Raw genomic sequence first — 20,791 nt, 5'->3', positions numbered from 1 at the left:
GGTGTCGACGGGGCCCTCGTGATCCGCGATCATCGGCAGAGATCACGGAATCGAGGAGCACATGAAGCTACGCCGGAGTCTGTTGGCGATGGTGTTTGCCGCGTGCCTGGTGAGTGGCTGTTCAGGATCGGGCAGCGAGCCGGTTTGTGAGGCCACTACGCCCGGCGTGAGTGCGCCGCCGCCCAGTGAGTGTTAGTGCCAGGGGCCGAGTAGTTCGGTGATCTTCTCGGTGAGGGTGAACTGCAGGAGCGGGCCGAAGGTGATGCGGTGGACTCCGGCGGCCTGGAGCTCGGCGTACGAGCCTGAGTAGGCGCCCTTGACCGGGTCGGCGGTGACGTTCAGAGGGCCGGAGAGTTCGGACAGCAGGGTCTTGAGGGCCTCGGCATTGGGGACGCCGACCGGGTAGACGCAGCGGGCGCCGGCGGCCTCGCAGGCCTTGGAGCGGTTGACGGCTTCGGTCAGCGGGTCTTCGAAGGTTTCCAGCTTGGTGAGCAGCGCGTCGGTCCGGGCGTTGATGACGAGCTCCACGTTGGCGTCGTCGGCGGCGGCACGGAGGGCGCCGATGTAGTCGGCGTGCTCGGTGAGGGACCGCAGGCGGGACTCGGAGTGGACGGTGTCCTCGATGTTGATGCCGACGATGCCGGCTTCGAGGGCGCGCTCGACCAGTTCGGCGGCGGGAGTGTTGTAGCCGGACTCTAGGTCGGCGGTGACGGGGACGTCGACCGCGGAGGTGATGCGGCGTACGCCGTCGAGGGCGTCGGCCAGGGTCATGCCCTCGTTGTCCTTCTGGCCGCGGGAGTCGGCCAACGGGTGGCTGCCGACGCTGAGGGCGGGGAAGCCGGCCGCGACCACGGCGCGGGCTGACCAGGCGTCCCAGACGGTGGGCAGGACGAGCGTCGTACCGGTGTGGTGGAGGCGAAGGAGTTCGCTGGCCTTTTCGGCGAGATCGGTCATGCTCCGAGCTTTACACAGTGCCCTAGCGGAGCGTGAAGCCCGTGCCGAGCGGGTCGTTCGGGTCGAGGGTGAAGGTGGCGGTGCCGGTTTCGTACGCCGTGCCTTCGACCTCGGTCACGACGGCGGGATGCTTGCCGGACTCGACTTCGGCGACGACGCGGGCCTGGAACGTGGTGTTGATGATCGACTCGTGGTGGAGGGTTCGGCCGATGGGCAGGCGGCCGTCGGCGTGCAGGAGGGCTGCACGGGCCGAGGTGCCGGAGCCGCAGGGGGAGCGGTCGGCCTCGCCGTCGGCGAAGATCGTGAGGTTGCGCTGGTGCGGGCCGGTCGGGGTCTGGCCGAGGTCGTCGTACAGGATCGTGCCGTAGATGCCGTTCAGGCGGTGGTCGGTGGGATGCTTGGACCACTCGGTGTCGTTGAGGAGCCACTTGATCTCTCGCCCGATGGTGAGCAGGGTCGAGTAGTGGGTGGGGGTCACGGACAGGCCGAGGGTCGCGGCGTCGACGGAGGCGTAGAGGGCGCCGCCGTAGCTGATGTCGGCGTGGGTTTCGCCCTGGCTGGTTCGGATCGGGAGGTCGCGGGCGACGACGTACGACGGGATGTTGCGGAAGGCAACGTTCGTGACGACGCCGGCGGCGCGGGTGACTCGGGCGGTGACGCGGCCCGAGGGGACGTCGATGACGACGTCGGTATCGCCTTCGACGGCGGCGGCGACCCGCCCGGTGGTGACGGCCCACGTGGCCAGGGCGATGGTGCCGTGGCCGCAGGCGGTGGAGTAGCCGTCCTTGTGCCAGAACAGGACGCCGAAGTGGGCGCCGTCGTCGTCCGGCGGGACCAGGAAACCGCCGTACATGTCGGCGTGGCCGCGCGGCTCGTTGACGAGGAACTTGCGGACGGCATCGACCTCGGCGGACTGCTGGGCGAACGCCCGGCGGTCCAGGACCGTGGCGCCGGGAATGTCCGGTACGCCGGTCAGCGCGATGCGGAACGGTTCGCCGGCGGTGTGGTAGTCGACCGTGGAGACCTTCACGGGCGCTCGATCTTCGGGAGGGCCAGCCAGGCGGCGAGGTTGTCGAGCTCCTCGTCGATCGCCTTGGTGATCGCGCGGGTGAAACGGACGTCCGGATGGAGAGCGTTGACCCGCAGTACGCCGGCCTTGCGGTCGGCCTTGAGGTCCGCCTTTCCGATCAGTTGGGAGCCGTGCAGGACCGGGAGGGCGAAGTATCCCCAGCGGCGTTGGGCGGCCGGTTTGTACATCTCGAGGGTGTACTCGAAGTCCCAGAGTTCCACGGCTCGGGTGCGGTTGTGGATCAGGCGGTCGAAGGGCGACAGGAGTGCGGTGCGGCCGGTGAGGTCGTCGGTCGAGGCCTCGGGGTCGAGCTGCCAAATGCCAGGAGTGTCCTCGATCTCGACCGGTTCGCCGACCTCGCCGACGATGGCGGGTTCCACCGGGACCGCGGTGCCCTTGGCTCGGGCGATGCCCAGACAACGGAGGCGGCGCTCGTTCTTCCGGCGGGTTGCTTCGGCGGCGGTGGGGACGACGAGGTCGGTGGGGTAGACGTTCTCGGCGAGGTCCCAGATGCGTTCGCGCGCGATCCGGCCGGAGATGGCGACCTGGCCGGTCATCACCAGCAGCTCGAGCATCTGGGTGACGTTGCGGTTGTTGGTCCAGCCGGTGGATTTCCACGGGACCTTGCAGGTGTCGGGGATCTCGCGGGACGTGACCGGGCCGCGGTCGCGCAGGACGGCGAGGATGTCCTTCTGGAAGGACTCGTTCGCCGTCATCCACTGCTGGACGGACGGGTGCAGGTCGGGGTCGGCGAGGTAGAGGCCGACATCCGTCATCGGGCGGATCAACGCGTTGAACTCGAAGAGGGTCCGGTCGGTCTCGACGGCATGCTTCAGCTGCTCCGGCTGGTACGACGGGCCGAGGCGGCTCCAGGCGACCAGGTCGGCGCTGGGGGCGACCGCGGCGGTCGGATCGATCTGGAGCAGGGTCAGCTGCTCGACGGTCGCGACCAGGTCGGTCGGCCTGGGGGCGTCGAGCAGCTGGGCCCGGACGGCGATCCGGCGGGCCTGGTCCCGGGTGAGGCGGCGAAGTCCCATACGCGGCAGGCTAGTCCGTACCGCGTGGGCTGGGCAGGTAGGCAATGCGGCCGGGAAGGTTGGTGGGGCTGAGGCTGCAGCGGCCGGGAAGAGAAGGGAGTGTGGTCCGGCGGGTGCGGAGGTCTGGGCGACCTCGACCAGGCGGACGCCCTCGCTGCGCGGTCAGACCGTACGGAGGACCGAGACGACCACGCCGAGGATGGTGGCGTTGTCGCCGTCGATGACCTCGTACGCCGGGTTACGGGGCTCCAGGTACACGTGGCCGTTGCGGCGGCGGTAGACCTTGACCGTGGCCTCCTCGTCGATCATCGCGGCGACGATCTGGCCGGAGTGGGCCTCGGACTGCTGGCGGACGACGACCATGTCGCCGTCGCAGATCGCGGCGTCGACCATCGACTCGCCGCGGACTCGGAGGGCGAAGACGGTGCCGCGGCCGGTCAGGTCGCGGGGGAGGCTGAGCTGTTCGTCGACGTGCTCGATCGCGGAGATCGGCGTACCGGCGGCGATGTCGCCGACGACGGGGACCGAGACCGAGTTGTCGGAGGACGCCGCGGTGTGGTCGTGCTGGAGGAACAAGCGGACGTCGATCGGGCGCGACACGGAGGCGCCGCGCTGGAGGAAGCCCTTGTCCTCGAGCGCGGCCAGGTGCTTGCCGACCGAGGACGACGAGCGCAGGCCGACGGCGTCGCCGATCTGGCGGGTGCTCGGTGAGTAGCCGTGGCGGTTCACCCAGTCGCGGATCACGACCAGGATCTGCTGCTGGCGCTGCGGCAACGATGCTGGGGCCAGATGCTCGAACGGGTCGGCGTCATAAGTACTCACCCGGGGAAGCCTAGAGGGCGCCACCCCCAAAACCGCCGAGCGGCTCGGGGCGACCTCTCGGTCCTCGTACGGTGGGGCGATGTTGCCGATGGGGTTGTCGATGTTGTGGGAGCGGGTCGAGCCGGAGCAGGCGTTGCGGGAGCGCTTCGGGTTCGAGGGGTTCGAGGCGGTGGGGGCGTGGGTGCCGGGCGTCCTGGCCGAGGTCTGGGAGATCGAGGTCGCCGGCACCGCGCGGATGGTGATCAGCGATCACAACGCGATCGTGTGGGTGGACACCGATCGGGGTCCGCTGGTGGTGAAGTGGTCGCGGGCACAGGCGCTGTTCGGACAGCTCGAGGCGTCGGCGCGGTTGTTGCGGGTGCTGGACGAGCGCGGTGTGTCGGTGGCGGCTCCGCTGCAGAGCACGGACGGGCGCGAGCGCGTGGTGATCGACGGACCGCTCGGCGACCTGTCGGTCGCGGTGCTGCCGGAGATCACCGGGGACTGGCTCGACATCACCGACGAGGACGCCGTGCACGCGGCGGGAGTGTGCCTGGCTGAGCTGCACAACGCGCTGAGCGGGTACGAGGACGACCGCCTGCCGACGACCAACCCGCGGTCGGAGACCGGCCTGCCGCCGCTCGACGACGACCCGAAGCAACTGGTGCACAACGACTTCCGCGCCGCGAACATCCTCACCCAGGGATCGAAGATCGTCGGCGTGCTCGACTTCGACGAGATCGCCTGGGGCCACCGGGTCGAGGACCTCGCGTACGCCTCGGTCTACCTCGCCACGCGCTTCACCGGCTGGGGCCCGACGCCGCCGGCCGTACGGCAGACGCTGCGTGCGGGGTACGAGTCGGTGCGTCCGTTGAGCCCGGCCGAGGACGAGCGGTACGACGACCTGGTCCGTTGGCACGAGCAACGCTGCGGGTTCTGAACCACCGTTTCAGTTCCTGACACGCTGTTTTAGAGAGGGCTAGTCCGGCGGCTCCAGGTCGGTCAGCCAGGTCTTCAGCAAACCCTCCAGCTGGCTGGTCTGTGCTGCGCTCAGCCCGGCCAGCAGGCGCTGCTCGTTGGCCATGTGGGCGCTGAAGGCCTTGTCGATCAGGCGCCGCCCGGCCGGAGTCAGCCGTACGACGCGGCCGCGGCCGTCGGTGCTGCTGCGCATCCGCCGGACCAGTCCGGCCTGCTCGAGCCGGTCGACGCGCTTGCTGACGGCGCCGGTGGTGACCATCGTGTGCAGCGCGATCTCACCGGGCGCCCGCTCGTACGGCGTACCGGCGCGGCGGAGTGCCGCCAGGACGTCGAACTCGCCCTCGGACAGTCCGAACTTGGCGTAGACCACGGCCAGCTCGGCGGTCAGGTGGGCCGCGAGCCGGTGCAGCCGGCCGATCACGCCCTGCGGGCTGACGTCGAGGTCGGGGCGTTCGGTCTGCCAGGCGGCCTGGATCCGGTCGACGCGGTCTTCGTTCACCCGGTCAGCATATATCTTCCATGGAAGATATAGTGTCTTCCATGGAAGATAAAGTGTGGCGCTGGCTGCTGGTGACCGCGATCGCACCGATCGCGTGGGGGACCAACTACTTCGTCACGCACGAGTACCTGCCGACCGGCTACCCCCTGTACGGCGGGGTGATCCGCGCGCTGCCCGCCGGGCTCCTGCTGCTCGCCCTGGCCAGGAGCCTGCCGCGCGGCGACTGGTGGTGGAAGTCGCTGGTGCTCGGGGTCTGCAACGTGGGCGCGTTCTTCGCGCTGATCTATGTCGCGTCGCAGCTGCTGCCGGTCAGCGTCGCGTCGACGATCATGTCGGCCACACCGCTGACCATGGGCCTGTTCGCCTGGGTCCTGCTCGGCGCCCGGCCGTCGGGGCGGGTGCTGATCGGAGCGGTCGCCGGAATCGCCGGTGTCTGTCTCATGCTCGGCGGTGGGACCGGCGGCATCCGCGCGGCCGGAGTACTCGCGTCGGTGGCCGCATTGACGCTGTCCTCCTGCGGCTACGTGCTGGCCAAGAAGTGGGGCCGCGGCGGTGACCTCCTGGCAACCACTGCCTGGCAGCTGGTCGCTGGTGGTCTGGTGCTGGTCCCGTTCGCGGTCCTGGTCGAGGGTGCACCGCCGGTGCTCGACCTGCGGGCCGTCGGCGGTTTCGCGTACGTCGTACTGGTGGCCACGGCAGGTGCGTACGTGGCGTGGTTCACCGGACTGCGGCATCTGGATGCGGCCACGGTCGGGCTGGTCGGGCTGCTCAACCCGGTCACCGGGGTCCTGCTGGGTACGACGCTGGCCGGTGACCACCTGACCCTGGGGCAGGTGGCTGGTCTGGCACTGGTCCTGACAGGTGTGGCCCTGGGCCGACCAGCCAGGAGGCGGTCGGCCCGGAAGGAGGCTGTCGCGGTCAGCTGACCTTCTGCCGGGCGATGCCACCCGTGAGGGTCAGGTGCCGCTGCGGGGGCATTCGGCGGGTCGGCGTCAGCAGCCCGAGCCGCTCGGCGGCGGCACCGGCCTGGAAACGGGTCTCGACACCCAGTACGGCGTACAGGTCCGAGATCCGGCGGGCGAGAGTTCGCGGGCCCAGCGACAGCCGTCGGGCGATCGTGGTGTCCGGGAAGCCCTGGGCCATCAGGCGCAGCAGTTGGCGCTGTTCCTCGAGCAGTTCGTTGTTGTCGGCGGTCTCCACGCTTCCCAGGGTCGCGGGCGCGAATAGACAGCCGATAGACGTCTGGTCGTCTATCGGGCGTGTACGCCCGCGGAGCAGGCTGGCCGCCGGATCGAGCCACGGAGTGGAACAGATGACGATGCCCCACGAGCCAGCCGTCCTGCTGGTGCACGGAGCCTGGCACGGTGCCTGGTGCTGGGAGGAACTACGCCCCGAGCTGCGCATGCTCGGTGTGGACACGTTGGTGATGGACCTGCCGAGCACCGGCAACGCCGAGCAGGGCCTGTACGCCGACGCCCGCGCCCTGCGGGTCACGGTCGACGCGCTGGACCGGCCGGTGGTCGTGCTCGCCCACGGGTACGGCGGGATCGTGGTCAGTGAGGGGCTGGCCGGTGCGGCGAACGTCGTGCACCTGGTCTACGCGGCGTCGCCGCTGCTCGCGGAAGGGGAGAAGCGCTGCGCCGTCCCGCTGGGTGACGGCCGGCTGGTGATGCCGCCCGAGGACGCGGCGCAGGTGCTGTACGGCGACCTGGCGCCGGACGAGGTGGTCCGGGCCGTCTCCCGGCTGCGCCCACACAGCCACCGGGCCTTCACCGAGGTGCCGACCCGGGCCGCTTGGCGGGACATCCCGTCGACGCTGGTGCTCGGCGGCAGCGACCGGAGCATGCCCGACGAGCTCGTACGCCGGTCGACCGCTCGCGCGACGGCGGTCCGGACGGTCCCCGGCGGAGCCGCGCTCTTCTACTCGGCCCCGGTCGAGCTGGCCGAGCTGGTGCACGACGTGGTGCGGGAGGCCGAGGCCCGCGAGGGCTGTGTCGCCGGACTGGCGTGAACAAGACGTCGGCGTCGCGTTGACAACCTGCTGGCAGGCTGACGTGCTGCGCCGGGGCAGTGCTACACGTTTCGTGCGGTGTTGCACACTGGCAGTCGCGGGGTCGACGGAGTGGAGTGGAGGACGGTGTCAGGGCACCTGAGGTTCGCCGTACTGGGGCCCGTCCGAGCCTGGAGGGGCGACCGCGAACTCAAGCTCGGACCACCTCAGCAGCGGGCCGTCCTGGCGGTGCTGCTGCTCCGGGAGAACGCTCAGGTGTCGGTGCCGGAGATCATCGACGCGCTCTGGGTCGAGGACATGCCCAGCTCGGCCGAGCACGTCGTCCGCAGCTACATCTACCGGCTGCGCAAGGTGCTGGGCGACGCGTCCGAGGCGGGTAGTTCGGTGATCGGCTCGGTGGGCCACGGGTACCTGCTGACGACCGGGCCGGGGTCGCTGGACGTGGCCACCTTTCGCGAAGGTCTGAGCACCGCGCAGGAGGCGAGCCGGTCCGGCGAGTACGCCAAGGCCGTGCTGCTGCTCGACGACGCACTCGGCCTCTGGCGCGGTTCCGCGCTGGCTGGCGTACCGGGGGAGTTCGCGGAGTCGCAGCGGGTCCACCTGGACCAGCTGCGACTGACGGCACTGGAGGCGAAGGCGGTCGCCCAGGTCGAGGCGGGCGCGTACGGCGACGCCGAGGTGCTGCTGGACCAGCTGACCACCGAGCACCCGCTGAACGAGCGCTTCCGGGAGCTCCGGATGCTGGCTCTGTACCGGCATGGCCGCCAGTCCGACGCGCTGACCGTGTACCGGCAGACCCAGGAACTGCTGGCCGAGGAGCTGGGTGTCGATCCCGGTCCGGCGCTGCGGGCACTGCACGAGCGCATCCTGCGAGGTGATCCGACGCTGGTGCCCAGCCGCCCGGTGGTTGTCGCGGCGGCGCCTGCGGCCGAGGAGCCGGTGGTCGAGATCGAGGGCGCCGTACGGCCGGTGCAGCTGCCGGCCGGGCTGCGCGGATTCGTCGGGCGACAAGGCGAGCTGCAGCGTGCGGAAGGCCTGCTGAGCTGCGAGGACACCGGCGAGATGCAGTCCGTGGTGGTCGTGACCGGCATGGCCGGTGTCGGCAAGACGACGTTCGCGCTGCACTGGGCGCACCGGATCGCCGACCGGTTCCCGGACGGCCAGATCTACCTGAACCTGCGCGGCTTCGACCCAGCCCGGCCCACGCTGACCGTGCAAGAGGCGCTGATGGCTCTCTTCGACTCGCTCGGTGTCCGCGCGTCGCACCTGCCTGACGACGTCGACCGCCAAGCGGCGTACCTGCGCAGTCTGGTCGCCGGCAAGCGCCTGCTGATCCTGCTGGACAACGTCCGCGACGCGGAACAGGTCCGGCCGCTGCTACCGGGTGGCAGCACCTGCCTGGTCATCGTGACCAGTCGCAACCAGCTGCGTAGCCTCAGCGTGCACGACGGCGCGGACCTGATCGAGCTGGACGTGCTCTCGTCGCAGGACGCCCTGCACCTGCTCGACCGGCGGCTCGGCCCGGCGCACCCGCAGGACAGCACGGAGCTGGCCGAGATCGCGGAGCGCTGCGGACGTCTGCCGCTGGCAATTGCGGTGGTCGCCGCCCGGGTCGCGACCGCTCCCCACTTCTCGCTGTCTGCCGCGCTGGCCGAGCTGCGCGACCAGCAGGGTGTGCTGGACGCGTTCATGGACGTCGACGCGGTCGTCGACGTCCGCTCGGTCTTCTCCTGGTCGGTGCAGGCGTTGTCGGAGCCGGCGGCCGAGCTGTTCCAGCTGATGGCTCTGCACCGTGCCATGTCCTGCGACGAGTCCGCGGCTGCGAGCCTGATCGGCCGGCCGTTGCCGTTGGTACGACGGCTGCTCGGAGAGCTGCTGACCGCGAACCTTATCTTCGCGGGTGAGCCCGGCCGGTACATGTACCACGACCTCGTCCGCCTGTACGCCGCGGAGCTGGCGGCCGGCCTGCCCGCCGACCAGCGCCGGTCCGCGATCCACCGGCTGCTCGACCACTACGCGATCAGCGCCCAGAACGCGGACTTCACGATCAACCCGCACCGGCCGCAGGTCGACCCGATCGAGCCGCAGCCGGGCGTCGTCGTACTGGAGAGCACGAGCTACGAGCAGGCGTTCGGCTGGTTCGCGACCGAGCACGAGCCACTGCTGTCGGCGATGAGCCTCGCGGTGGACGAGGGCTTCGACGAGCACGTGTGGCGGCTGGCCCGGGTGCTGGACACGTTCCTCTACCGGACCGGGCGCTGGCGGCAGTCGCTGGCCTCCGACGAGACCGGACTGGCTGCGGCCGACCGGCTCGGCGACCGGGTGCTGCAGGCGCGGTTCCACAACAGCCTGGGCCGCGGCCACGTCCGGCTCAAGCAGTACGACGAGGCCCACGCGCACCTGGTGCGGGCGATCTCCATGTACGAGGAGGAAGGCGAGACCGATCGGGCCGCCAACGGGTACGCCACGCTGGCCACGCTCGCCTCCGACCGCGGTGACGCCCACGAGGCGATCCGGCTGTACCGGCAGGCGCTGGAACTGACCGGGGACCCGGTGATCCGGGCGATGGCGATCAACAACCTCGGCAACGCGTACTCCAACCTCGGCGACCACGGCCAGGCCCTGACGCTGTGTCTGGAGTCCCTGCGGCTGTGGGGCGAGGTCGGAGACCGGCACGGCGAGGCGAACACCTGGGACAGCGTCGGCCACGCGCACCACATGCTCGGCCACCACACCAAGGCGGCGAGGGCGTACCGGCACGCCATCGCGACGTTCGCCGAGCTGGGCGACCAGGTCAACCAGGCGACCACGCTGATCAACCTCGGCGACAGCCTGATCTCCGCCGACGACCCGGCCGGTGCACGGGACGCCTGGACCCAGGCGCTCGAGCTGCTGGCCGGCCTGGACGACGCGGCCGCCGCCAAGGTCCGAGACCGACTCTCGGACCACTTGACCTAGCGGATCCTCAGCGGTCCGGGCGTCGGCCAGAGGTTGCCGCCGACGGTCAGGTCGCTGAGCCGCGACCGCAGTACGTCGGCCGCCGGGTCGCCCAGGTCGTCGAGGATGCCGAGCGCCTCCAGCCAGGCGCGGTCCGCCTCGGCCCGGCGACCGGTGGCCAGCAGCAGGTCGCCGAGCTGCTCCAGCGCGGTCGCCTGGAACGCGTGATCGCCTGTCGTGGCGCGGATCTCGACCGCCGCCCGGGCCGCGTCGATCGCCGACTCGTGATCGCCGAGGTGCCCCCAGGCGGTCGCGAGCAGGTGCAGCGCGCCCGCCTCGGCCCGGCGTTGCCCGACCTCGCGGAACAGCGTGCAGGCCTCGGTGCCGACCACCACCGCCTCGTCGTACTTGCCTAGGGCAATCAATGTCAGCGCGACCTGGTACGCGGACTTGGCGGTGTTGCCGGGTTGGCCGGTGGCCTGGTCGGTGACCTGTGCGGAGCGGCCGTAGGACAGGGCTTCCGTGAGGCGGCCGGCGTCCAGGCAGACCGCGGCCAGGTTCCGAAGCGTTGCGGCCTGACCAGACGGGTCGCCTAGCTGCTGGAAGAGGTCGAGGGCCTTCAACTGCTCGGCGATGGCGTCCTCCTGTCGTCCGGCGCCTCGGTGTGCACCACCGATGCCCGAGTGACCGTGCGCCTGGCCGATCAGGTCGCCGGCGCGTTCTGCCGCACGCAGTCCGGCCTGCTGGATCTCCAGCAGGTCCTGCCAGTTGTTGCCACGATGCGGTCCGATCCATGCCGCGTACGCGAACCGCCAGCAGAGGTCGTCGAAGCCGTGCTCGAGAGCGAGCTTCGCGACGGCGACCAGGTTGCGGCCTTCGGTCTCGTGCCAGTTCAGCGCCGACCTGGCGTCCTCGATCGTCTCCGGCTCGCTGAGCCCAGCAGGGAAGGTGATCGCGGGCTCACCGGCCTGCAGCCAAGGCCGCGCGGCGACGGCGGTCTGCAGGTAGTTGTCGACCAGCCGGTGGAGCGCGGCCGACCGCAGCTCGGGTGGGTCGAGCTGCTCGGCCAGCTCAGCGGCGTACGTGCGCATCAGGTCGTGCAGCTCGTACCGGCCGGGTCTGCGGTTCATCAGCTGACTGCTGTCGACCAGCTGGTCGAGCAGACGAACGGTCTGGCCTTGCGGCAAACCGGCCAGCGCGGCAGCGGCCGGTACGCCGATGTCCGCGCCCGGGAAGGTCGCGATCAGCCGGAGCAGCCGGGCCGCGTCGGGTGAGAGCGCGTGGTACGACCAGGAGAAGACGCTGCGGAGGTCGGTGCTCGGGTCGTCGCCGCTGCCGAGGAAGTCGAGCTGGTCGCGTTCGCCGGAGAGTTCGGCGACCAGGTCGGCGAGCCGGGCGTCGGGGGACCTGGTGGCTCGCTCCGCTGCGATCACCAGAGCCAGCGGGAGGCCGTTGCACCGGCGTACGAGGTCGTCGATGGCAGTAGGCGCCAGGCGGGCCCGGTCGCCGATGATGCGGGTCAGGAGCTCGGCCGCTTCGCTGCTGGGTAGCTGGTCGAGCGTGAGGCGGTGGGCGCCTTCGCGGACGACCAGGCCGCGCAGCTGGGTCCTGCTGGTGATCAGGACGAGGCTGCCCGAGCCTGGGAGCAGCGGGCGGATTTGGCTCGCGTCCGCCGCGTTGTCGAGCAGCAGGAGCATGCGCTTGCCGGCCAGAACAGTCCGGAGCAGTGCGGATCGACTGTCGAGGTCCGTGGGGATCTGCTGGTCGGTGATGCCGAGCGAGCGCAGTACGGTCTCGATCGCCATCGAGGACTCGAGCGGTCGGCCAGGACCGTGGCCGCGCAGGTTCAGGTAGAGCTGGCCGTCCGGGAACTGGTGCTTGACGCTGTGCGCCCAGTGCACGGCCAGCGCGGTCTTGCCGACTCCACCGGGACCGTCCAGCGCCACGATGACGACCGGAGGATCGATGGTGCCCGGGATCAGCGTGTCCAGTACGGCGAGGTCCGCGGTGCGCCCGGTGAAGCGGGTGATGTCCGTCGGGAGTTGACGCGGGCGGTGGTGCTCGCGGCGGCGCTGGACGGTTCTGGGACCGCCGCTGTTCAGCACTTCGTCGTACAGGCTGCGGAGCTCCGGACCGGGATCGACACCGAGCTCGTCGGCCAGGTAGGTCCGGATGCGGTGGTAGACGTGCAGAGCCTCCGCCTGGTGGCCGGACCGGAACTGCGCCTGCATCAGCAGTACGGCGAGACGCTCGCGCGCCGGGTACCGCCGCACCAGCGACGTCAGCTGCGGCACGATATCGGCGTGCTGGTCCAGCTCGAGCTGGTCGGCCGCCAGCAGCTCGATCGCGCGGAGCCGCTCCTCGGTCAGTGCTGGTGCGTTGTCGCGGACCAGCGCTGACGGCGGCAGACCGCTGAGCGGCTCACCGCGCCACTGCGCCAGGGCCTTGCGAAGCAGTCCGATCCGAGTGGACGCGTCCTGCTCCTGTACGGCCTCCTCCACTCCGCTTCGGAACTGCAGGAGGTCCAGCTGCGCCGGGTCGATGGTGATCCGGTAGCCGTGCGGCTCGGTGGTGATCTGGTCGCGACTGGTGTCCAGTGCGGTGCGCAGGCGGGAGACCGTGGTCTGCAGCGCGGCGTCCGGGTTGGCCGGAAGGTCGGACTCCCAGAGGGCGTCGACCAGCTCGTTGCGGGACACCGTGCTGTTCGCGCGCAGCAGGAGAGCGGCCAGCACGAGCCGTCCGCGGCCGGGCGGTACGACGTTGCGCTCCGCCACCACCGCCTCGACCGGCCCGAGCAGGTGAAACCTCATCACTCTCACCATCCCCCAGACAGCTCGTCCTGACGAGGGCACAGATGCCGGGCGCCGGGTCGGAGGTTGGCTGCGGTCCGGAGTACGGCGGATAAGGTGGCTCGGTGAGTCGGCGGACAGATGGTGGAGCACCTAGGCAGCCCAGGCCTTCGCAGGGGCAGGACCGGGCGGAGCTCTCGCCGCGGGACAAGTGGATCACGATCTTCGGCCGCAAGCCGGTGCTCGAGGCCCTGAACGACCCCGCGCTGACGGTGGCCAAGGTGGTGATCGCCGACAACGCCGGTGGCGAGTCGCTGGACGAGATCCTGGCCACCGCCCGCCGGGTCGGTACGCCGGTCGAGCGGGCCACCGCGACCCGGGTGAAGTGGCTGGCCGGCAACGGCAAGCAGGACCAGGGCGTGGTCGCCGACGTCGACGCTCCCCGGATGACCCCGCTGCAGAACTTCCTGCGCCACCGGGGCCGCCGTCCCACCCAGGTCTTCCTGCTGGACGGCGTGACGAACCCGGGCAACGTCGGGATGATCCTGCGGACCGCCACCGGCGCGGGCTTCGACGGCGTCGTCCTGCCGCGGGCCGGGACGCCGCACGTCGGGCCGCTGGTGATCAAGGCCTCGGCCGGGGTCGCGTTCCAGGCCCCGATCGTGAACGCCCCGACCGCCGCCGGCGCCGTCGACGCCTTCCGCGAGGCCGGGTACGAGATCTACGGGCTGTCGGCCCGGTCGCAGCGGTCGCTGTTCCGCACCGAGCTGGCGCCGCGGGCGGTGTTCGTCCTCGGTGGCGAGACGCACGGGATCTCCGTCCGGACCGACACCGACCTGCGGATCCCGCTGCACAACGGCGTCGAGTCGCTGAATGTCGCGGTCGCGGCGGCTGTGGTGGCCTTCGAGGTGGCGAACCGCCGCTGAGCGTCGTACGGTGTGGTCTAGATCACATGCATGCGGTGCGGACCACGTGGGCACTTCCGTGGTGCACCAGTCACGACGGTGAACTTCAGACGCCGGCGCGAGTGCGGCCAGATGGGCGGGCCGGGTCTCGGCCGGCGTCTTTCCCGTCCCGCGTGACCTGGTGCAGGTGCGGGCAGCAGGCGCCGCCGCAGAACCGGTAGTGCTTGGGGCTGCACCACGGCTTGCACTCGGGCTTCTGATCACCTCTGGTCATCACCCCACTGTTACCGCCTGGGCGTCGGTACGTCGTACAGGCGCGCCGAGGCAAGCGCCTTCCACCGGCTCCTAGCCGTGGAGGTCCCGGAGTACGTCGTGCAGCACCTTCGCGAACGGCTCCGGCTGGTCGGCGAAGCCGGTGTGGTCGCCGGGGAAGACCGTCGGCGCGACCCCGAGCTCCTGGCCGAGCCGGTGGCAGGTGCGGTCGCACAGCTGCCCGCCGGACTCCTCGCCGAGCCCGATCAGCACCTTCCGGGAGCGCAGGACCGCCAGATCCGGCATCCAGTGCGTGCTCGGCCGCAGCTCGTGCTCGAACCAGAACCGCTCGTCCGCCACCGACTGGGCGTCGCGCTCGCCGCCGAACATCATCTCCAGCGCCTCGTCCGGCACCTGCAGGTTCGCCTGGTCCATGAACATCCGCCAGGCGCCGAGCACGTCGCCGCTGAGGTAGGTCTCGCACATCGCGTCCGTCTCGGCGTGCACGCGGTCGGCATCGTCCAGCAGGCCGACGATCGGCGGCTCGTGCGCGATCACCGCGGTGAGCTGCTCGGGGTGTGCCTCGGCCAGGGCGAGCACTGACACGGCGCCGCCGCTGGAGCCGAAGGCGATCGCCGGCCCGGCGTCGACGTGCGCGATCAGCCGGGACAGGTCGTCGGCGCGCTGCTGGGGCGTGGAGTCCCGGTCGCGGTCCTCGACCGGGCTGCGGTTGATCGCCCGCGGGTCGGTGGTGAGCACGGTGTGGTCGGTGGCCAGCAGGTCGGCCAGCGGGGCGAAGGATCGGGCGTCCATCGGTGCGCCGGCCAGGACGACGAGCGGGCCGTTGCCTTGGCCGCGCAGCTCGTAGTACAGCGTGGCGCCGGGGACGGCGAGGATGTTGGTCTGCATGGGATTCTCCCTGGTTGGTCTCTGGGTCTCGACCATGCCGGAGGAGGGCGGTGGGACTCCAACACCTGTTCCTGGCCGATTAACACTCCAGGTGTGTTAACTGGTCGCGTGCCCGACGACCTGGAGATCCGACTGCTGCGCTACTTCGTCGCGGTCGCGGAGGAACTGCACTTCAGCCGGGCCGCCGAGAAGCTGTACGTCGCCCAGCAGGCACTCAGCCGGGACATCCAGCGGCTGGAGGAGCGGGCCGGCGTACGGCTGCTGGACCGGACCACCCGGCGGGTGACGCTGACGCCCGCCGGGCGGACGCTGCTCGACCGGGCTCGGCAGCTGGTCGCTCTGCACGACGCGACCGTGCTGGAGTTGCGTGGCGAGGCCCGCTCGCTGACCGTGGATGTTGTCGGGCCCGGGCTGACTCCTTCGCTGGTGCTGGCGGAGGCTCGCCGGATCGCTCCGGAGGTGGAGTTCTTCGCCCGCTTTCACAGCGGCGGGGAGTCCGCCGCGCCGCACCTGCTGGCTGAGCGGCTCGACGTGACGTTCGGCCGGCTCACTGGCTCGTACGGCGAGTTGGAGCGTCGCGACGTACGGCGGGAGCCGTTGACCGTGCTGCTGCCGATTGGGCACCCGCTGGCCGAGCTGGACGCCGTACCGGTGGCTGAACTGGGTCCGGCGGGGGTGTGCTTCCGGGCTGGTGACCACGTGACGGCCGGGTGGGAGCACGCCGTACTGCAGCTGCTGTCGCCGCTGGGTTACCAGGCTGGCGGGGCGCATCCGCATGTGCTGGGGGCTGATGAGGTTGCCCAGCACCTGCGGGACCGGAACGCGCCCATCCTGGCGCTGAGCACGCAGCCACGGGTGCCTGGGTCGGTGGTGCGGCCGGTGGTCGAGCCGGAGGCGCTGTACCCGTGGGCGATGTACTGGCGGCGGGAGGCTGCGCATCCCGGACTGGTGGCGCTGCATGCCGGGGTGGATCGGCTGGGGGCTGCGGAGGGCTGGCTGGACCAGCCGGAGGGGGCCTGGCTGCCGCGGCCTGAGGCGGGTGAGTGAGGTGGAGGCTCGGGGCGGCCTGGTGGGCTCGCGTGTGCCGGTCGAGATCGTCGGGCTGCTGGTGTCGCCGGTGCATGCCTTCGAGGGGCGGCCGCAGGACGGGCCTCGGGTTGATCCGCTCGATGGGGTGGTCGATCGGGTGATCGTGCGGGCCGGGCTGGGGCTGGTGGGGGATCGGTACTTCAACCAGGCGGTACACCGGAAGGCGGCGGTGACGGTCTTCGCCGTCGAGTCCTTGGAGACTCTGGCCGACGAGTTGGGGATTGCGGTGCCTGATCCACAGCTGGTGCGGCGGAACGTGGTGCTTCGAGGGTTCCCGGTGGATGAGCTGGCCGCGCGGCGGTTGGCGGACGGGAGTCGCGTGGAGGGGCGGGTGTTCTCGCTCGACTCCGGGCTGGGGGCGGTGCGGTTCCAGGCGCATCGGCCGGCGAACCCGTGTGCGTGGATGGACGTGGCGGTGGCGCCGGGGGCGTTCAAGGGGTTGCGCGGGCACGGTGGGGTGCGGTGCGAGCCGTTGGACGACGGGGAGCTGCGGCTCGGGCCGGCCCTGCTGACGCTTTGATTTCGGCGGGCTTTCGGCGGGTGGGGTTAGCTTGCTGAGATGGTGAGGCGTTGGGTGGGGGCGGTGCTGCTGGCCGGCGTACTGGTGGGCTGCTCGGAGGAGACGGCTGCTGGTCCGTCGACTGCTGCTCCTGTTACTCCGAGCGGCAGCAGTGCCGATCCGACGCCTTCGCTGACGCCTACGCCGGCCCCTTCGCCGACGCCGACGCCGACGCCGACGGTACGGCGTACGGCGCAGTCGGTGCTGCGGATGCCGGCGCTGGGGAACAAGGCGCTCCGCGTGGTCCCGTACACGGGCACCGCGGACGACCGCCCCGGGACCGTCATCCAGAACCGTGGCGTCGCGGCCTCACCGCGAGGAGCACGCGGCGGAGTCGGTCCGGGCGAGATCGGGAACTTCATCGTCACCGCGCACCGGACCACGCACGGACGCCCGTTCGGCCGGGTGCCCCAGTTGAAGCACGGTGACCACGTCCTGGTCGCCGCCAACGGCATGATCTACGACTACGTAATCGACCGGACGATGACCATCTCGTTCCGCAAGCCCGCGGAGCTGGCGCAGCAGAACGCGGCCGTCCCCGGTCGCCCGGGCGTGCCGGCGACGCAGGCGAAGATCACCCTCAGCACCTGCGCCACGCCGGAAGACCATGCCCAAGGCAACTACTGGAAGGACGCCCTGGGCAACCCCGAGCACCGCATCAACAAGATCGGCACCCTGGTGGCGACCCGGCCCGCCTAGGCGCGACCGAACTTCCACCACTTCGGCTTGTTGGCCTTGATCTCGTCCTCGGTGAGCGGCGGCGGCACCGGCGGCCGGGACTCCTCGGTGAGGAAGTCGCCGGACTCGGTGTCGTACGCGGTCACGCCGAGGCGGCGGCTGATCTCCATCACTAGCGGGATCGAGCGGGCGCCGTCGTTCAGGTAGAAGGTGATGTCGCGGACGTCGACCCCCTTGCCGATGGTCAGCTCGACGTCGTGGTCGTCGCCCTGCAGCACCAGCCACGACCGCTTGCTGGCATCGACTCCGGGTGCGACCTCGCGGACGATCTCGACCACCTCGTCAGCGGTCCCCAGCGACGGTGGCGCGTAGTCCTCCGGCAACTCGTCCAGCCGGCGGACACCACCCGGTCCTCGCAACGCGTAAATAGCCCAGCTCATGCCCCCACAGTACGGGCGGTGAGAAGTGCGAACGTCAGGTACTCACCCTTGTCCTGCTCCAGCATCGCGACAGCGGGGTCCGGCGAGCCACGGTGCTCGCTGACGGCCTGGGCCCAGGTGAGCCAGTCCTGCCAGCCGGACTCCTGCAGCCGGGCCGAGGTCACCTCGACCAGTTCGGTGATCTCCCAGTGGAACCGCCACCAGTCCGCGGTGTGCCAGGCGATCGCCTCCCAGCCGACCAGCTTCTTGATGTGCTCCGGGATGTACCCCAGCTCGCGGACCTCCCGCCGCAGCGCCGGAGTGGCGACGCCGAGCTGCCCGCCGGGCTTCAGGAAGCCGGTCAGGTAGGCGAGGTAGCCGTCCGCCGTACCGAAGTACTCGTAGGCGTCGATGCAGACGATCGCGTCGAAGAACCCGCGGGCGAACGGCAGCGCATGCGCCTCCGCCTTGATCGCGGTGATGTCGAGCCCGGTGAAGTTGGCCGCCGCCTCGGTCGGGTCGATCCACAGGTCCGCGGCCCACACCTGGACGCCGTACTCCTTGGCCAGGAAGACGCTGGTGGCACCCTTGCCCGACCCGAGGTCGAGCACGCGCATGCCCGGCTGCAGCTCGAGGTCCTTGGCGAGGTCCTCCAGCAGCCAGAGCGGGTGCGGGCCCATGTCGTTGGCGAGCACCCACTCCGCGTCGTACTTGGAGGACAGCGGGTACTCCGGCTTGTTCAGCAGGTCCATGGGGCCAACCCAACCGGGCATGACGAGCGGGGCGCAACCACATTAGGCGCTGCGCGCCATCGACTTCGAGGTTGTGAGGAACACCCGGTCCAGGCAGAGTCGTCCTATGCGGATGGAGGCGATGGACGCCGACGGGCTCCGCCAGGTCGAGACCTGGCTGGCGGCCGACCCGGTCGGCGGCGCGATGTTCGGCGGCTTCTACGGCGACGCCGTACGCCGATGGGCGCCGTTGCTGGAGGCCCCCACGCGCTTCGGCCGGCTGGTGCACGACGACGCCGGGCCGATCGGCTTCGTCGACCTGGAGATCCTGGACGGCGAGGCCGAGATCACGTACTACGTCGCACCGGACCACCGCGGCCAGGGCCTCGGTCACCAGATGGTGGCGCTGCTGGTCGAGCTGGCCCGCGAGCAGGGTGCGACGTCCGTCCACGCCGGGGTCGAGCCGACGAACGCCGCCAGCCTCGCCACCTTGCGCGCCGCGGGCTTCGCCGACCTCGGCGAAGACGAGTACGGCGACATCGAGCTGACCCTCGACCTGGTTGAAAACCAGGTGTCCTGAGCTCGGGTCCTCACCATCATGGGTGGATGGATCCGACCATTCAGCACTTCTACCGTGACCGCTACGTCGAGCACGACCGGCTGGCCCGCAGTGGGCATGGGCAGTTGGAGTTCCTCCGGACTCAGGAGCTCATCCGGCGCCACCTGCCGAAGGCACCCGCCCGGGTGCTCGATGTCGGTGGAGCGACCGGCGTCCATGCACGGTGGCTTGCGGCCGACGGGTACGACGTCGAGCTGGTCGATCCACTGGAGGAGCATGTCGCGCTGGCCTTGCGGAGCGGGGGGTTCGCGGCGTCGGTGGGTGATGCTCGCGCGCTCGCCCAAGCTGATGACAGCGTGGACGTCACGCTGCTGCTCGGGCCGCTGTATCACCTGGTCGAGCCGGCTGATCGCCTGCAGGCCTTGCGCGAGGCACGGCGGGTCACTCGCCCGGGCGGACTGATTGTTGCCGTTGGCATCAGTCGGTACGCCGGGCTGCTGGAGTGGGGCAACAACGGGCGGTTGACCGAGGACAAGCTGCCGGTGTTCACCGGGCTGTTGTCCACAGGCTTGCATTTCGACGACCCGAACGGCTTCACGACCGCGTACTTTCATGGTGTCGGCGAACTCACCGAGGAGTTCGCCGCGGCAGGGCTGGTGGAGGTCGCGGAGTTCGGTGTGGAAGGGCCGGCCGCGCACACGCTGGAGAACGCGGTGGGCGACGAGATCGATCGGCTGATGCCCGCCGCGGTGACGTTGGCGCGGTACGTGGAGGTGGACCCTTGGATGGTGGCGAGCAGCCTGCACTACCTGGCTGTCGGCCTAGTAGACGGAGTAGCCGCCGTCGATGAGGAGGACTGAGCCGGTCATGAACGAGCTCGCCGGGCTGGCGAGGTAGACGACGGAGGGGGCGATCTCATCAGGGGTTGCGTAGCGTTGCTGAGGTGCGTCGAGGATCCAGTTCTGGCGGAACTCGGGCCGGTCGACCGGCGCCATGTCGGTCTTCACGTAGCCCGGCGCGATCGCGTTGACGCGGATGTTGTGCGGGGCCCACTCGGCCGCCAGGCTGCGGGTCAGGTGATGGACGGCGGCCTTCGAGGCGTTGTACGACGCCTGCCACTGCGGGCGGTTGACGATCTGCGCCGACATGCTGCCCACGTTGACGATCACGCCACCGCCGGCGGCGATCATGCCGCGGGCGACCGCCGTACTGGTGTTCCACAACGCGGTCAGGTTGAGGTCGATGACCTGCTGCCACTCGTCGTCCGGGACCTCGAGCGCCGGGCGGTGGATGGCGATCCCGGCGTTGTTCACCAGCACGTCGATACCGCCCAGCTCGGCGGTCACCTGCTCGACCATCGCGGTGACGTCCTCGCGGCGGGTGATGTCGGCGGTGACGGCCAGACCGCGGCGGCCGCGCTCGGCGATTTCACCGACGACCCGGTCGTTGCGCTCGGTGTCGCGCCCGGCGATCGCGACGTCGGCACCCGCCTCGGCCAGCGCGAGCGCGAAGGCCCGGCCGAGACCGCGGTTCCCACCGGTCACCAGCACCCGGCGGCCGTCCAGCCCGAAAGTGTCCAGCACGCTCATCCGGTACTCCGTAACGTTGGTGGCGG

General features: G+C 70.5%; 21 protein-coding genes. 10 read left to right on the top strand and 11 right to left on the bottom strand.

Translation table 11 applies throughout. From position 1 onward, the window contains the following. Positions 1–192: 192 nt before the first annotated feature. The 4 genes from ABD235_RS17850 to lexA all read right to left on the bottom strand — a co-directional run bounded on the left by ABD235_RS17850 (position 193) and on the right by lexA (position 3,882). Positions 193–954, bottom strand: coding sequence for an isocitrate lyase/PEP mutase family protein (locus ABD235_RS17850; RefSeq protein WP_344175320.1), 762 nt, complete (start codon positions 952–954; stop codon positions 193–195). Positions 955–976: 22 nt separating this feature from the next. Further along, on the bottom strand, positions 977–1,984 hold the full coding sequence (locus ABD235_RS17845) for a proline racemase family protein (protein WP_344175319.1): 1,008 nt from the start codon (positions 1,982–1,984) through the stop codon (positions 977–979). Then, the gene (locus tag ABD235_RS17840; protein ID WP_344175318.1) at positions 1,981–3,060 is read right to left on the bottom strand and encodes a winged helix-turn-helix domain-containing protein; all 1,080 of its coding nucleotides are present in this window, start codon (positions 3,058–3,060) and stop codon (positions 1,981–1,983) included. The genes ABD235_RS17845 and ABD235_RS17840 overlap by 4 nt, the downstream gene beginning before the upstream one ends. A 162-nt stretch (positions 3,061–3,222) precedes the next feature. Further along, entirely contained in the window at positions 3,223–3,882 is a 660-nt protein-coding gene (gene lexA, locus ABD235_RS17835; protein WP_344175317.1) for a transcriptional repressor LexA, read from the bottom strand. Between the two features lie 79 nt (positions 3,883–3,961). Here lexA and ABD235_RS17830 point away from each other — a divergent pair, with 79 nt between their 5' ends. Beyond that, positions 3,962–4,801 carry a phosphotransferase gene (locus ABD235_RS17830; protein ID WP_344175316.1) on the top strand — a complete coding sequence of 280 codons (840 nt, stop codon included), beginning with the start codon at positions 3,962–3,964 and terminating at the stop codon, positions 4,799–4,801. A 39-nt stretch (positions 4,802–4,840) separates the two neighbouring features. Here ABD235_RS17830 and ABD235_RS17825 read toward each other — a convergent pair whose 3' ends face one another. Next, positions 4,841–5,338 (bottom strand): MarR family winged helix-turn-helix transcriptional regulator, encoded by a 498-nt coding sequence (locus tag ABD235_RS17825; RefSeq protein ID WP_344175315.1) that lies wholly within the window; start codon positions 5,336–5,338, stop codon positions 4,841–4,843. A 41-nt stretch (positions 5,339–5,379) separates the two neighbouring features. Here ABD235_RS17825 and ABD235_RS17820 point away from each other — a divergent pair, with 41 nt between their 5' ends. Continuing rightward, on the top strand, positions 5,380–6,264 hold the full coding sequence (locus ABD235_RS17820) for a DMT family transporter (protein ID WP_344175314.1): 885 nt from the start codon (positions 5,380–5,382) through the stop codon (positions 6,262–6,264). On the opposite strand, the gene ABD235_RS17815 is transcribed toward ABD235_RS17820, so the two are convergent. After that, the gene (locus ABD235_RS17815) at positions 6,257–6,538 is read right to left on the bottom strand and encodes a hypothetical protein (protein WP_344175313.1); all 282 of its coding nucleotides are present in this window, start codon (positions 6,536–6,538) and stop codon (positions 6,257–6,259) included. The genes ABD235_RS17820 and ABD235_RS17815 overlap by 8 nt on opposite strands. Positions 6,539–6,650: 112 nt before the next feature. Here ABD235_RS17815 and ABD235_RS17810 point away from each other — a divergent pair, with 112 nt between their 5' ends. Together ABD235_RS17810 and ABD235_RS17805 are read left to right on the top strand one after the other, a co-directional pair. After that, positions 6,651–7,349: an alpha/beta hydrolase gene (locus ABD235_RS17810; protein ID WP_344175312.1), complete on the top strand. Its 699-nt coding sequence runs from the start codon at positions 6,651–6,653 to the stop codon at positions 7,347–7,349. A 126-nt stretch (positions 7,350–7,475) separates the two neighbouring features. Continuing rightward, complete coding sequence (locus ABD235_RS17805) at positions 7,476–10,307, top strand: AfsR/SARP family transcriptional regulator (protein WP_344175311.1); 2,832 nt, start codon at positions 7,476–7,478, stop codon at positions 10,305–10,307. Here the strand turns inward: ABD235_RS17805 and ABD235_RS17800 are convergent. Then, the gene (locus tag ABD235_RS17800; protein WP_344175310.1) at positions 10,304–13,096 is read right to left on the bottom strand and encodes an AfsR/SARP family transcriptional regulator; all 2,793 of its coding nucleotides are present in this window, start codon (positions 13,094–13,096) and stop codon (positions 10,304–10,306) included. The two genes, ABD235_RS17805 and ABD235_RS17800, sit on opposite strands and share 4 nt — an antisense overlap. A gap of 104 nt (positions 13,097–13,200) precedes the next feature. Here ABD235_RS17800 and ABD235_RS17795 point away from each other — a divergent pair, with 104 nt between their 5' ends. After that, on the top strand, positions 13,201–14,001 hold the full coding sequence (locus ABD235_RS17795; RefSeq protein WP_344175309.1) for a TrmH family RNA methyltransferase: 801 nt from the start codon (positions 13,201–13,203) through the stop codon (positions 13,999–14,001). Between the two features lie 324 nt (positions 14,002–14,325). On the opposite strand, the gene ABD235_RS17790 is transcribed toward ABD235_RS17795, so the two are convergent. Further along, on the bottom strand, positions 14,326–15,141 hold the full coding sequence (locus tag ABD235_RS17790) for an alpha/beta fold hydrolase (RefSeq protein ID WP_344175308.1): 816 nt from the start codon (positions 15,139–15,141) through the stop codon (positions 14,326–14,328). 108 nt (positions 15,142–15,249) lie between these two features. On the opposite strand from ABD235_RS17790, the gene ABD235_RS17785 reads away from it, so the two are divergent. Genes ABD235_RS17785 through ABD235_RS17775 form a run of 3 tightly spaced genes read left to right on the top strand, consistent with a single transcriptional unit; the run spans position 15,250 to position 17,488 of the window. Continuing rightward, positions 15,250–16,188, top strand: coding sequence for a LysR family transcriptional regulator (locus tag ABD235_RS17785; RefSeq protein WP_344175307.1), 939 nt, complete (start codon positions 15,250–15,252; stop codon positions 16,186–16,188). Further along, positions 16,181–16,750 (top strand): MOSC domain-containing protein, encoded by a 570-nt coding sequence (locus ABD235_RS17780; protein ID WP_344175306.1) that lies wholly within the window; start codon positions 16,181–16,183, stop codon positions 16,748–16,750. The genes ABD235_RS17785 and ABD235_RS17780 overlap by 8 nt, the downstream gene beginning before the upstream one ends. 39 nt (positions 16,751–16,789) lie before the next feature. Beyond that, positions 16,790–17,488: a class E sortase gene (locus ABD235_RS17775; RefSeq protein ID WP_344175305.1), complete on the top strand. Its 699-nt coding sequence runs from the start codon at positions 16,790–16,792 to the stop codon at positions 17,486–17,488. Here ABD235_RS17775 and ABD235_RS17770 read toward each other — a convergent pair. Together ABD235_RS17770 and ABD235_RS17765 are read right to left on the bottom strand one after the other, a co-directional pair. Then, on the bottom strand, positions 17,485–17,907 hold the full coding sequence (locus tag ABD235_RS17770; protein WP_344175304.1) for a hypothetical protein: 423 nt from the start codon (positions 17,905–17,907) through the stop codon (positions 17,485–17,487). The two genes, ABD235_RS17775 and ABD235_RS17770, sit on opposite strands and share 4 nt — an antisense overlap. Continuing rightward, positions 17,904–18,638 carry an SAM-dependent methyltransferase gene (locus ABD235_RS17765; protein ID WP_344175303.1) on the bottom strand — a complete coding sequence of 245 codons (735 nt, stop codon included), beginning with the start codon at positions 18,636–18,638 and terminating at the stop codon, positions 17,904–17,906. Before ABD235_RS17765 ends, ABD235_RS17770 begins: the two co-directional genes overlap by 4 nt. A gap of 106 nt (positions 18,639–18,744) precedes the next feature. On the opposite strand from ABD235_RS17765, the gene ABD235_RS17760 reads away from it, so the two are divergent. Together ABD235_RS17760 and ABD235_RS17755 are read left to right on the top strand one after the other, a co-directional pair. Next, positions 18,745–19,197: a GNAT family N-acetyltransferase gene (locus ABD235_RS17760; protein WP_344175302.1), complete on the top strand. Its 453-nt coding sequence runs from the start codon at positions 18,745–18,747 to the stop codon at positions 19,195–19,197. Between the two features lie 26 nt (positions 19,198–19,223). Continuing rightward, positions 19,224–20,036: a class I SAM-dependent methyltransferase gene (locus ABD235_RS17755; protein WP_344175301.1), complete on the top strand. Its 813-nt coding sequence runs from the start codon at positions 19,224–19,226 to the stop codon at positions 20,034–20,036. On the opposite strand, the gene ABD235_RS17750 is transcribed toward ABD235_RS17755, so the two are convergent. Beyond that, positions 19,998–20,765, bottom strand: coding sequence for an SDR family NAD(P)-dependent oxidoreductase (locus tag ABD235_RS17750; RefSeq protein ID WP_344175300.1), 768 nt, complete (start codon positions 20,763–20,765; stop codon positions 19,998–20,000). The genes ABD235_RS17755 and ABD235_RS17750 overlap by 39 nt on opposite strands. Positions 20,766–20,791 lie beyond the last annotated feature (26 nt).

The sequence above is a fragment of the Kribbella lupini genome (assembly GCF_039529595.1).
GTDB lineage: Bacteria > Actinomycetota > Actinomycetes > Propionibacteriales > Kribbellaceae > Kribbella > Kribbella lupini.
Note: the sequence above shows the minus strand (reverse complement) of the source record. Positions and strands in the feature narration are given on the sequence as shown.